The organism is Paenibacillus sp. FSL H8-0332 (genome assembly GCF_037963835.1).
GTDB classification, from domain to species: domain Bacteria; phylum Bacillota; class Bacilli; order Paenibacillales; family Paenibacillaceae; genus Paenibacillus_AQ; species Paenibacillus_AQ rhizoplanae.
Genome location: NZ_CP150145.1, coordinates 656,476 through 669,118, shown reverse-complemented (window position 1 = coordinate 669,118; position 12,643 = coordinate 656,476). Strand labels below are relative to the sequence as shown.

The window sequence follows — 12,643 nt, the reverse complement described above, 5'->3', positions numbered from 1 at the left end:
CCCTTATTCATAGTGCCGCTGGCTCTCTTCGTCAGCGATGTTCTGAATCTCCTCCGCGTGCATCAGATACAGCTCGTACTCGCCTTCGGCATGCAGCTTCATGGCACGCTCCTTAGTGAACTTCGCACTGCCTTCTGCGGCGTCCTCGTCATAGAACAACAGTATCCCGTCGCTTTTGCGGAAAAGCAGATCATCTCTGGCGCGGAACTGCCAGCTTCCGTCATAGGGCGCATTACTTACGGCACCGTAGTAGTCGGCTCCGGCAACAATACGGCGGTACTCATTCTGCTTCTCTTCCTTCCACTTCTCCTCCGGCGCCGCATGTGCCGTAATAATGCCCAGCTTCAGTCCGGGGTATTGCTGCTTCAGCTCCAGTACCACCTCGCAGGCCCACAGATCGACGCCATATTGTCCGGGCGTGATGATCCATTCCAGCCCCTCCTCCACCAGCGGTACAATCCTGTTCGTGAGCGCTTTTTTGATATAGGGAATGCCCTGATGCTTGCTGTCATAAATACCCAGCTCGTGGGCACGGTAGCCTGTGACTAGTAGAGTTTTCATGTGCTGCCTCTTTCCTGAACGCATAATTTCCGCTGTGCTGAACAATTAGCTCTATTAAATATTATATACCCTGTAACTCATCCGGTTTTGATTTATATTTTTCGGTAAAATGACTAAATTCAAACAAACTTTGGAAAACTTCATGAACAAGGATATGTTCGCGTCAAGGATTCTTAATTTCTACGGCTGGGGATGATCACACTGTTCGCTACCATTGTATCGTTTATACCCGGCTGGGCAATCTTTGGTCAGGCGGGTGCGGCTCTGCTTGTTCCATTGTTCCTTAGATATATATACAGATCGCTCTACCGGTTCGTAGGAAGCGGCCGGGGGCAGATTGGCTATGGCACCAAAACCGCCCGCCAGTCACAGCCGCCGGTTCCTGCGCATTCTGACACACCACGCCCTGCTTCCTTCAGCGGTAACTACAATTCGGACCTGCTTGCAGTGAAAGCCGCCATCGGAGGCAACAGCGATCTGCATTTCAGAGAATTCACGATCGCCCATTCCGGTGCACGGGCCGTGCTTATCCATATTAGCGGCATGCAGAATGACCGGGTGCTGAATATGCAAATTATGCAGTTTCTGATGTACGACTTGCCCGCCGGTCCTCTGTCTTCCGGAGAAATTGCCGGCCGGCTGCTCCCCTTCAGTGAGCTTAAAGAAGAGGCGGCTATAGACAACTTCAATAAACTCCTCCTCTTCGGACATGGCGGTCTGCTGATTGAAGGCCTGCCCTGCGGGCTCCTGGTAGAGCTGCCCGGATCTGCTAACCGCTCGATTGGCGAGCCGGTCTCCGAAGCGCTGCTCCGCGGCCCCCGGCTGGGCTTCTCCGAGGTGCTTAGCGAGAATACGGCCATGCTCCGCCGCCAGGGCTTCAATGACCAGCTTGAGATGAAGTCTTACCGGGCAGGCAACACGATTCAGCGGGACATTGTCCTCGCCTACATGAAGGATATCGTCAATCCCGACCTGCTGGAGGAGGTCAAGAACCGGATCTGCAAAATCGACTTTGATTTCCTGGCCGAATCCGGTTATATCGAGCAGCTGATTGAGGATAATTACCTCAGTCCCTTCCAGCAGCTTCAGAACACAGAACGGCCGGACCGAGTCATCAGCGCCCTGCTCGAAGGACGGATTGCCATTATGCTGGATGGTACGCCTTTCGTGCTCATCGCGCCGGTGACCTTCAGTATGCTGCTGCAGTCGCCGGAAGACTACTACGAGCGCTGGCTTCCGGGCACCCTGCTGCGGCTGCTGCGTTTTGGCGCCTCCTTCTTTGCCCTGATGGCTCCTGCCCTTTACATCTCGTTCATCTCCTATCATCCGGGATTGATCCCTACGGAGCTTGCGATTACGATCATCAAGACCCGGCAGGGCGTGCCCTTCCCTTCACTGATTGAAGTGTTGATTCTGGAGGTCTCCATCGAGATCCTGCGGGAAGCTGGTATCCGGCTGCCGAAGCCGATCGGTCCGGCGATGGGCATCGTCGGCGGTCTGATCATCGGCGATGCAGCGGTACAGGCGGGTATCGTCAGTCCGTTTCTGGTTATTACGGTTGCCGTAACCGCCATCTCCTCCTTCTCCATTCCTATGTATAGCGCGGGGATCACACTGCGGCTGCTGCGCTTCGCCGGCATGCTGTTTGCAGCTGTGCTGGGGATGTACGGTACCATTCTGTTCTTCCTGCTGATCTGCTGCCATCTGAGCAAGCTCAAGAGCTTCGGCGTGCCTTATCTGTCGCCGATCTCCCCCTTCCGTCTCAGTGACTGGAAGGATCTGTTCCTGCGCGCTCCGATGGCTCTGATGAAGCGCAGACCTCTCATGATGAAGACCCGGCAGAACAAACGTAAGTCATAAACGCGCCTGCGCGTAAGGAGGGGACGTATCATGTTCATACGCACCGATGACAAAATTTCAGCTGCACAAACCGCCGTTTTCTTGAACAATACGCTGCTGGGCGCGGGGATTCTTACGTTGCCGCGCAGTGTAAGCGAGAGTGTCAAAACTCCGGATGGCTGGATTTCCGTCCTGCTGGGCGGAGCGATTGTAATGCTCGCTGTACTAGTCATGGTGAAGATCAGCCAGCAGTTCCCGGGACAAACCGTCTTCCAATATGCCGGCCGGATCACCGGCCGGTTCATCGGGGGAGCCCTGTCCCTGCTGCTCATTCTGTATTTCATCATTATCGCCGGCTTTGAGATCCGCACACTGGCTGAGGTCACCCTGTTCTTCCTGCTGGAAGGGACCCCTATCTGGGCGGTGATTCTGCCTTTTATCTGGCTGAGCACCTATCTGGTGTACGGGGGGATCAATTCCATTGCCCGTGTCTATACCATTGTGTTCCCAATCAGTATTATGATTCTGCTGATCTCCTTCGTCCTCAGCCTGCGGATATTTGATATCGAGCATCTGCGGCCTGTACTTGGCAATGGAATGGCTCCCGTATTCGCAGGACTGAAATCCACAGTGCTTGTATTCACAGGCTGTGAAGTTACTATGACGCTTGTAGCATTCATGCAGGAACCTAAGCAAGCTGTCAAAGCTATCCTTGGAGGTCTGTCCATTATGGTAGGAATCTACTTCGTGACCGTTGTTATAGTCATCGGCGGGATTTCTATTAATTCCGCCAGCACCAGCACCTGGCCCACCATCGACCTGATGCGCACCTTTGAGGTGCCGGGATTTTTCTTCGAGCGGATGGAATTCCCGTTCATGGTCATCTGGCTGATGCAGATGTTCTGCAACTTCAGCAGCTTTTTCTTCCAGGCCTCGCTGGGCATTTCACAGATATTCAAGCTTAAGGTCCATCCGGTTATTTATGCCTTGGTTCCGCTTCTGTTCATCTCGGCGATGGTGCCGAAGTCCTTAAACGACCTGTTTGCACTCGGGGATGCCATCGGCAGGCTGGGCGCGCTTCTGTTCCTGCTCGTACCTGCCCTGCTCTCGATGGTGTGGCTCGTCCGTGCAAAGGGGCTGAAGCAGCATGTGTAGACGAATCCTGGTACTGCTGTGCAGCCTGATGATTCTTGCTACACAGACCTCCTGCTGGAGCAGCAAGGAGATTGAGGATCTGGCTCTATACGCCGGGCTGGCTCTGGATACTGCGGAGCTGTCGCCCACAGAGCAGAAGCTGGAGGAACTAGGCGCAACTTATACCAAGCGGAATAAGCTAACAGCTACGGTTCAGATGGTTCCGGCTAATTCTGTAGGAGGTGTAGAGAGTACAAACGGCAGCGAAGCTCCTTATATGAATGTAAGAGGAACCGGAGACTCTGTGCTGGAGATCTTCCGCCAGTATTCCATCCTGCGTGAACGGCCCATTATCGGGCATCACCTTAAGGTGATTGTCGTGTCCAGCGAGCTGCTTAAGCAGCAGACGATGGACCAGCTAATGGATTTCGTGCTTCGGGACAATGACATCCGCCCCAGTACAATGGTATTCATAAGCCAGGGCCGGGCTGAGGAGACGATGATTTCCAAGCAAAAGAGTGTAATCCCTGCCTTTCACATCAGAGATATGATGCGTAATCAGAAGAGAACCAGCAAGGTGCTGGCCCCGGTTATTTTATCCAAGCTGGATTCCTTCATGTACTCCAAACGCAGTTATGCGCTGCAGAACCTGGTGACGGCGAACGGCGAGGTGGAGTTCTCTGGAGCCGGGGTGATCAAGGGAGATACCGGGCACTGGGTGGGAGCGCTGAATCAGGAGGACACCGAATGCCTGTCCTGGCTGACCAACAGAGGGAAGAGCGGTGTCATCAAAACCTATGATTGGAGCAATGAGCCGATCACCTATGAACTCAAGGCCATGAAAAGTAAAATCACTGCCAAAGTAGACGGTGACCATCTGTCCTTCGACGTCAAGCTTACCACGGAAGGACGGCTGAGTGAGACCTGGAACGAAGAGGAATACCCTGCGGCCACACATCTGCCTGGGCAAACAGAGAAGCTGTTCAAAAAACGGCTGGAGCAGATGATGCAGAGCCTGTTCCACAAGCTGCAGTCCGATTACAAGGCAGATGCCATCGGATTCTCCAGCATGCTCAAGATTCAGGAACCCGCCCTATGGCGCAAGCTGGAGGACCACTGGGATGAGGTGTTCAGCCGGACTCCCATTCATCTTGAAGTGGATTTGAAGATTACAGACTTCGGTTCCTTCACGCTATAGCACAAGCAGGATCAACAACTTAAGCACTTGGATGGACGCTGCGTGAACGGACCGATGTTCCAATCGCTGTGGTCTCCAGATTTTATTTATTTTCCTAATCGGTAAAAATCCGGAGACCAAGGCGACCGCTATCGCTTTTTCACATTCGTTCCGTCCTCTCCGCTGTTTAAGCGGTTTTTCGTTTACATTCGGCCTACGTGGCGCGTCCAGTCCAATTGTGTTCGGTTTTTCGTTAAAATTTGTTAAATAGATGAACAGATGACGTTCTGTTTTTAGGCGCGCTGCTCATTTTCATGCTGGAGTATACAAAAACAAAAAGCAGCGATTCTCCTATTACGGGAGAATCGCTGCTTTTTTAACGTCGGTGTAGCCGGTTACTGTTTATCCGAGAGAATCAGCACGCCGCGCCCAGGAACTGGAGTGGAGCCGCTGAACTTCTTCCCGGTAAGCAGATCGGTCCGCTCGCCGGTGCCGATATCCGCACTAAGATCCTCAGCGGCGTGGTTCAGCAGGAACAGGTAGGATACGCCATCCTTCACACGCTGGACGGATTCAATGCCTGCCGGTGCGCTGACCAGTGGAGCAATGCCGTTATCAGCGCATAGGTTCCCCAGGAATCCGCGCAGGAAGGCGGCATCCGGGCTTGTCGCCACATAATAGGCTTGGCCTGCGCCGAAGCGGTTCACGGTCAGGGCCGGCATTCCTTTATAGAAGTCCGTACCATATTCAGCGAGCACTTCTGCGCCTTCGGTATGAATCAGGTCACAGAGCAGATCGCAGCCATATGAACGGTTAAGGGAGCCCCACTCCTTGTTCATCACGATCTCATTGCTCATGCCCGGCAGCAGGGCGTCGATCTCCTCGGCCCAGATGCCGAGAACCTTGCGCAGCTCTCCAGGATAACCGCCAACCGTGACCAGATCGTTCTCATTGACGATGCCGCTGAAATAGGTCGTAATGAAGGTGCCGCCTGCCTGGACGAAGGCTTCGACCTTCTCGGCGAAGCCCGGCTTCACCATATACAGCACCGGTGCAATGACAATCTTATATTTCGACAGATCCTCTTCTACGCCGATCATATCCGCTTCAATATTCTGCTGATAGAGCGCATCATAATACTTATGGACCTCGTCCACATATTTCAGTGCAACAGACGGGCCGCTGGAGAGATCAAGCGCCCAGCGGTTCTCCCAGTCGTAGACAATCCCGATCTGCGCCGCACTGCGTGCATCCAGCAGTTCGCCGCCCAGACTTTCCAGCTCCCGGCCCAGCTCGGCACATTCGCGGAATACGCGGGTATGCTCATGCCCTACATGCTCAATGACCGCTCCGTGGTATTTCTCGCAAGCGCCGATGGACCGCCGCAGCTGGAAGAACAGCACGGTGTCAGCACCGCGCGCTACCGCCTGATAGCTCCAGAGGCGCATGACGCCGGGACGCTTCAGGGAATTGTACGGCTGCCAGTTCTGCTGGCTTGGCGTCTGCTCCATCAGCATGAACGGCTGGCCGTTCTTCAGGCCGCGCATCAGATCATGCGTCATCGCCGTATAGCTGACCGGGGTGTCCAAGGACGGATAGTTATCCCAAGAGATTACATCCAGATATTTGGCCCATTTGAAATAATCCAGCTCCGGGTAGAAACCCATCAGATTGGTCGTAACCGGAATATCCTTGCTGTGCTCCTTGATGGCCTCATATTCGAGGATGTAGCATTCCAGCAGGCTATCCGACATGAATCTGCGGTAGTCCAGAGAAATTCCCTGGAAGTTGGTCCGGTTGCCGCCCCACTCTTCACTGAGTTCATTCGGAACAACGATTTCCTCCCAGTCATAGAAGGTATGGCCCCAGAACCGGGTGTTCCAGGCTTTGTTGAGCGCATCCAGCGTTCCATAGCGGTCCTTCAACCAGACACGAAAAGCAGCCTCGGACTGCTCGGAGTAATCATATCCGCCATATTCATTGGAGATATGCCAGGCCACCAGGCCCGGGTGATCCTTATAGCGCTCAGCCAGCTTACCGGCCAGCAATGACGCATATTTGCGGTAGACTGCGCTGTTCGGGTTGGAGTTGTGGCGACCGCCGAATTTACGCTTCCGGCCCTGAACATCCACGCGGGTTACCTCCGGATAGCGGTGAGCCATCCAGGCCGGATGTGCCCCGGTACCCGTAGCCAGACATACATATGTGCCGTTCTTATATAAGCGGTCGATTAACTCATCCAGACCACTGAAATCGTACGTATCCTCAGACGGCTGAATCAGCGCCCAGGAGAACACGTTGATGGTTGCTACGTCAATGCCCGCGAGCTTGAACATCCGTTCGTCCTCCGCCCAGACCGGGGCCTCCCATTGCTCCGGGTTATAATCTCCACCGTACCAGATCTTAGGTAACTTCTCGTTGATCACACTACGCACATCCTTTATAGTATAAGTATATTCTTATTTTAATCTCTATCTCTATCGCTATAAATATAATATTAATGAATTTGAATATAATAATATGGAACAACAGGAGATGAACCAGAATGTCACTGGATGCCGTCCGCAGAATCGTATTCGCCCAGGAGAGCGGCCAGCTGCTCCCCATCACGCTGGATAGTATGGGCTATAATCCCGATCAGGAAAAAGTATCCCGGCCGCAAGGCTATCACACCTATCACTGGCTGCAAACGGCGTATGGCGAAGGGATGTTCCACTTCGACAACAAGAAGCTCACCCTCACCGAAGGCAGCGGCATTCTGCTGATGCCCGGTACTCCGCACCGCTATGAAGCACTCTCATCCGAGGCATGGCGCACCTATTATCTCACCTTCGGCGGGACTTCAGCCCGGCATATTCTGGAGTCGCTTGGCATGAACACCAGCTTGTTCTACCGCTGGGAGAGCGGGGCGCCGCTGCAATGGATGCTGAAGGAGATGCTGGACCGCCACGATGCTTCGAATGACATGTTCAGCCTCGGCGAATCCAGCGATGCCTACCGGTTCCTGCTGACCCTGAACAAATACGGGCAGCTGCATAACAACACGGCGATCTCCCGCAATGTAGACAAGCTTCAGCCGCTGCTGAAATGGATGGACAGCCATTATGGCGATCCCGAGATAGGTCTCAGTGATCTCGCCTCCCGGCTTGAGGTGTCCGGCAGATATCTGAACAGCCTGTTCCTGCAGACCTTCGGGCTCTCGCCCTATGCTTATTTCGTCCGGCTACGTATCCGCAAGAGCAAGGAACTGCTGGTCGCCCAGCCTCTGCTTACCGTCAAGGCCATCTCGCAGCTGGTCGGCTTCCGCGATGTCAGCCATTTCGTCGCCACCTTCCGCAAGCAGTCGGCGGTTACGCCGGAGCAGTTCCGGAAGCTGCACTAACCCCTGAACATGCAAAAGACGGATACCCTCCACCTAAGTGGGGTATCCGTCTTTTGCGGCATGAATATATGATCTTATACTGCGCGTATAATTTCACTGCGCCTGTTCCTCCACGGCACCGCCGCTGCCTTGCAGCCTGTCTGTACCGCTCACCGCTTCCGGCAGCCCTGCCTTCAGCTCTTCTATGAACATCCGGAACGCGCTCGTCATATAGAGGTCGCGCCGCCGGATGAATACCGTCGGCACCTCTGCATACTGCTCGGGGAACGGATAGATCCGGATCCCCTCCGTGACATTCATCCGCGTGAAATAGGATAACGGCAGCACCCCATAGCCAATTCCCGCCCTTACGCAGCCGAGCAGTCCTTCCATTGTCCCGAACTCCATTACCTTGCCCAGCCGTCCGCCCTCTTCCGCCAGCCAGCTCTCCAGCCTGCTCCGGTACAGACATTCTGAATTCAGCATCAGCAGGGTCTTGTCATGAACAGAGCGGATACCCTGATAGTCCATCGTATCAGGAATCACCAGCCCGATCCGTTCCTGGATGAGCAGCTCCTGAACAAGCTCCGGGTGCTCCACCGGTCCGTCCATCAAGGCCCCCTGCACGTTATGCTGCAGAACCGACTCGAGAAGCTCTCCCGCCCGTCCAACCTTAAGATGAACTTCCACATCCGGGTAGCACCCGCGGTATGTGGACAGGATAGCAGGCAGCCACACTGCCGCCGTCGTATCCGAGCCAACGCTAATAGAGCCTGTCGGAACCGGCGAATCCAGTACCGCCAGCTTGGCCTCATCCAGCAGATTAAGAATCTTGACCGTATACTCCAGGAACGTCCGTCCGGCCGAGGTCAAGGTGATTCCCCGGCTATGCCGGTAGAACAGCGGAGTCTTCAGCTCCTGCTCCAGCTGCTGGATTCTTGCGGTCACATTAGACTGCACATAGTTCAGGCTTTGAGCTGCCTTTGAGATACTTCCTTCTTCGGCAACCGCTAGAAACACTTTGAGAAGACCCGTATCCATGCTGCATCGCTCCCCCCGGATCACCCATCAGCCGCAGTGATGGCCACCATCATTTCCCTTCATTATACATGATCCGCTCCACAGCTTATGATAAAAATACCAAAGAAGGAGTGATACTCATGGGAAATAAACAGTGGAATTTCAAGATCCCCGGCAGCCCGGAAGATACCGCATTAGCTATAGATACGAAGCAGATTACCACCGTCTATGACCTGCTGGACAGGCTGCGGCAAGCACAGTCCCAGACTCCGCAGATTACCCCTGCCCTCTCCCGCACCTCTGGAAATCAACGCTATCCTTCCGTCTGATGAATCGCCCTCCGCCACCGGATACACGAAGGACGCCCTGTCTTCTCTCCTATTCGGAGGGAGACTGGAGCGTCCTTCATTGCTTCGCTTACTTAAGCGCTGCTGCTTATTTCTTCAGCTTATCCCAGGCAGCCTGCATGCCCTTCTCCCAGCCGGCTTCATCCACTTTGCCGGCAATCAATTCCTGAATGGAGCTGGCGAATTCCTGAGTGACGCCATCAGGGAATTTGGATGCTTGCAATCCATAGACCTTGTCTTCTTTTACATAATTCCAGACATCCGCACCCAGCAGACCGATATCCTCAGGAGTTGCCGGAATGGTGGACAGCGCAGGAATGAACTTCCATTTCTTCACGATATACTCTTTCCCCATATCCGAAGTGACCAGCCAGTTCAGGAACGTCTTCGCTTCTTCCTTGGAGCCGGATTCCTTGTTCACTACCAGGTTCGCCGGAACGCCCACCGACAGCTTATCGTTCATGGCCGCATCGTCGTTGATTGGCATCGGGAACATCCCGATGTTCATGTTCGGCGTAATGTTGTCCACCAGCGTCTGTGCCCAGTTGCCTTCCTGCATCATAGCCGTTTCGCCCTTGGCGAACAGCGCCAGGTGAGTGTTAGCATCCGTGGTCAGAGGATTCTTCTGGCCGTATTTTACCGTCAGGTTCAACAGGTTGCTCCAATCCTTGAACTTCTCATTCCCCACAATGGATGCAGTTCCGTCGTTCAGGCCCTTGATGAATTCATCTACATTATCCTGCTGTGCAAAAGCTACACTAATCCCCTGAATCCCCAGCAGCCACCATTCCTGATAGGCGTTGCCAAACGGAGTTACGTTAATGGCCTGTAGCTTCTTAGCTGCTTCTTCAAGCTGGGAAATGGTTTTTGGCGTCTCTGTAATCCCGGCTTTGGCGAACAGGTCCTTGTTGTATACATAACCGATTCCTTCAAGGTTCATTGGCATCCCGTAGGTTTTGCCGTCCTTGGTCATAGGCTCTGCTGCAAGTGGAATCAGATCCTTTACCCAAGGCTGGTCCGACAGGTCTTCCAGTTTGTCAGCCCACAGTGCCATTTCGGCATACCCGCCGTTACTGAAAATATCAGGAGCATCGCCGGACGCGAATTTGGTCTTGAGCGCTGCACCATAGTCTGCGCCGCCGCCCACGGTCTGGATATCCAGCTTGATGTTAGGATGCTCTTTCTCGAATTCCACCTTCAGCTCATTCAGGCCTTCCACGATCTCGGTCTTGAACTGAAAAATCTTAACGGTCTTCACAGCGCCGCTATTGCCAGCGCTTCCATTAGAAGTATTATTTGAGGCAGACTTATCGGCATTGCCGCCACAAGCCGCGAGCACTACTGACATTAGCATTACGGATGACAACATCAGTGCAGAATGTTTCTTCATCATTTGATATTTCCCCCTTGAATAATTTAACTGCTTCTTATGTGGAACGGGAGCCCGGTGAATTAACCCTTCACCGAGCCAGCCGCTATTCCCTCAACAATGTAACGCTGCATGAACAGATAAAAGATGACGATCGGGGCAATCCCGATGGTCAGTGCCGGAAGCGCCATATCCCACTGCTTCGTGTATTGGCCGAAGAAGGAGAAGGTCGCCAGCGGAATCGTACGCAGTCCGGGTGCCTGAAGAATCAGGGACGGCAGCAGATAGTCATTCCAGATTCCCAGGGCATTCAGCACGATAATAGTCATCAGCATCGGCTTCAGCAGTGGCAATACAATCCGGAAGAACGCCGAGATCGGGTTACAGCCATCTACCGTAGCCGCCTCTTCAATCTCCAGCGGCACGGACTTGATGAAGCCGTGGAACAGGAAGATCGCCATCGGAATGCTAAGGCCCAGATGGGAGATAATGAGACCTGTGAAGGAGTTGTTCACGCCCAGGACATTCACAACCTTCAGGATCGGAATCATAATCGTCTGGAACGGAACCACCATCGCCGCTACCATCAGCAGCAGCAGAATCTGGTTGAACCGGTTATTGGCACGCACCATGCGGTACGCCGCCATCGCGCTGAATAGCGAGATGAGTGCTACACTGATGATCGTAATGATCAGCGAGTTGCGGAAGGCCTCGGAGAACCGGGCCAGCTTCCAGGCATTCGCATAGTTCGACCACATGAAGGTCTGCGGCCAGCTTGCCGCGTCGCTCAGAATCTCGCCGAAGGATTTCACCGAATTCGCCAGCAGGAAGTAGAACGGAGAGAGGAACAGAAGCGCCAGAAGGATCATAATCACTTCAATGCCGATATTCCATCTGCTTTTGGTCTTGGCATTCATTAAGCTTCTACCTCCTTGCTCTTCGTTATACGAACCTGAATGACAGTGATCAGCGCTACAATGAGGAAGAATAACAGCGCCTTAGCCGTACCCAGACCATAACGGTTGTTCAGGAAGGCTTCGTTATAGATGTTCATCGCTACAGATTCCGTAGATTTGAACGGTCCGCCCTTGGTCAGCGAGAGGTTGAGATCGAACATCTTGAAGGACCAGGAGATCGCCAGGAACAGTCCGATCGTAACCGCAGGCATAATCAGCGGAAGGATGATGTTACGCAGCACCTGCATCCGGGAGGCTCCGTCAATCTCGGCAGCTTCGAGCACCTCTTTGGAGACGTTGCTGAGCGAAGCGATGTAGATGACCATCAGATAGCCGGAGGACTGCCAGATGAAGACCATGACAATCGCCCAGAAGCCGGTGGTCGCATCCCCGAGCCAGGGAAGGTTGAAGAAGGACAGGCCGGTAAGATCGCCCATAGTGGCGAAGCCTTTGATGAAGATGAACTGCCAGATGAACCCGAGCAGCAGGCCCCCGATCACATTCGGCATGAAAAAAATGGTCCGGAGCATATTCCGTGTCTTCAAAGGTTTGGTCAACAGATAGGCCAGGAAGAAGCCTACTACGTTAGTCAAGATCACACCCAGCACGGTGAACCTCACGGTAAACCAGAAGGATGACCAGAAGTCGTGATCATTCGTAAAAATACTTTTAAAATTCTCAAAGCCGACCCAGCTTACATTACCGGATACGCCGTTCCAGTCCGTGAAGGAGTAGTACATCCCCATCAGAAACGGAACAATCATGATCAAGGTAAAAAACAATAATGCCGGGCCAACGAAAAATACCTGCTGACCGAACTGGGACAATTTATTGCTGCGCATGTATGGCCCCCCTTTCTTTTACTCACTCACTTGTTTA

Annotated in this window: 11 protein-coding genes; 5 read left to right on the top strand and 6 right to left on the bottom strand. The window is 53.5% G+C overall.

All coding sequences use genetic code 11. From position 1 onward, the window contains the following. Positions 1 to 3: 3 nt before the first annotated feature. On the bottom strand, positions 4 to 561 hold the full coding sequence (locus NST43_RS02875) for a DUF1273 domain-containing protein (RefSeq protein WP_209992173.1): 558 nt from the start codon (positions 559 to 561) through the stop codon (positions 4 to 6). 201 nt (positions 562 to 762) lie between these two features. Here NST43_RS02875 and NST43_RS02870 point away from each other — a divergent pair, with 201 nt between their 5' ends. From NST43_RS02870 to NST43_RS02860, 3 genes are read left to right on the top strand one after another with little or no spacing between them, the layout of a single operon-like run. Next, a complete protein-coding gene (locus NST43_RS02870; protein WP_339225320.1) occupies positions 763 to 2,421 on the top strand; it encodes a spore germination protein in 1,659 nt (552 codons plus the stop codon). A gap of 30 nt (positions 2,422 to 2,451) precedes the next feature. Next, positions 2,452 to 3,555, top strand: coding sequence for a GerAB/ArcD/ProY family transporter (locus NST43_RS02865; RefSeq protein WP_339222431.1), 1,104 nt, complete (start codon positions 2,452 to 2,454; stop codon positions 3,553 to 3,555). Beyond that, positions 3,548 to 4,732, top strand: coding sequence for a Ger(x)C family spore germination protein (locus NST43_RS02860; RefSeq protein WP_339222429.1), 1,185 nt, complete (start codon positions 3,548 to 3,550; stop codon positions 4,730 to 4,732). The genes NST43_RS02865 and NST43_RS02860 overlap by 8 nt, the downstream gene beginning before the upstream one ends. Positions 4,733 to 5,106: 374 nt before the next feature. On the opposite strand, the gene NST43_RS02855 is transcribed toward NST43_RS02860, so the two are convergent. Then, positions 5,107 to 7,137 carry a beta-galactosidase gene (locus NST43_RS02855; RefSeq protein WP_339222428.1) on the bottom strand — a complete coding sequence of 677 codons (2,031 nt, stop codon included), beginning with the start codon at positions 7,135 to 7,137 and terminating at the stop codon, positions 5,107 to 5,109. A 119-nt stretch (positions 7,138 to 7,256) separates the two neighbouring features. On the opposite strand from NST43_RS02855, the gene NST43_RS02850 reads away from it, so the two are divergent. Next, positions 7,257 to 8,093, top strand: a complete 837-nt coding sequence (locus NST43_RS02850; RefSeq protein ID WP_339222427.1) for an AraC family transcriptional regulator — start codon at positions 7,257 to 7,259, stop codon at positions 8,091 to 8,093. 93 nt (positions 8,094 to 8,186) lie between these two features. On the opposite strand, the gene NST43_RS02845 is transcribed toward NST43_RS02850, so the two are convergent. Continuing rightward, complete coding sequence (locus NST43_RS02845; protein ID WP_339222426.1) at positions 8,187 to 9,113, bottom strand: LysR family transcriptional regulator; 927 nt, start codon at positions 9,111 to 9,113, stop codon at positions 8,187 to 8,189. Positions 9,114 to 9,232: 119 nt separating this feature from the next. Here NST43_RS02845 and NST43_RS02840 point away from each other — a divergent pair, with 119 nt between their 5' ends. After that, positions 9,233 to 9,421, top strand: a complete 189-nt coding sequence (locus tag NST43_RS02840; RefSeq protein WP_339222425.1) for a hypothetical protein — start codon at positions 9,233 to 9,235, stop codon at positions 9,419 to 9,421. 106 nt (positions 9,422 to 9,527) lie between these two features. Here NST43_RS02840 and NST43_RS02835 read toward each other — a convergent pair whose 3' ends face one another. From NST43_RS02835 to NST43_RS02825, 3 genes are read right to left on the bottom strand one after another with little or no spacing between them, the layout of a single operon-like run. Beyond that, entirely contained in the window at positions 9,528 to 10,832 is a 1,305-nt protein-coding gene (locus tag NST43_RS02835; RefSeq protein WP_339222423.1) for an extracellular solute-binding protein, read from the bottom strand. A gap of 59 nt (positions 10,833 to 10,891) precedes the next feature. After that, the gene (locus tag NST43_RS02830) at positions 10,892 to 11,725 is read right to left on the bottom strand and encodes a carbohydrate ABC transporter permease (RefSeq protein ID WP_036731277.1); all 834 of its coding nucleotides are present in this window, start codon (positions 11,723 to 11,725) and stop codon (positions 10,892 to 10,894) included. After that, positions 11,725 to 12,606 carry a sugar ABC transporter permease gene (locus tag NST43_RS02825; RefSeq protein ID WP_339222422.1) on the bottom strand — a complete coding sequence of 294 codons (882 nt, stop codon included), beginning with the start codon at positions 12,604 to 12,606 and terminating at the stop codon, positions 11,725 to 11,727. Before NST43_RS02825 ends, NST43_RS02830 begins: the two co-directional genes overlap by 1 nt. Between the last annotated feature and the right edge of the window lie 37 nt (positions 12,607 to 12,643).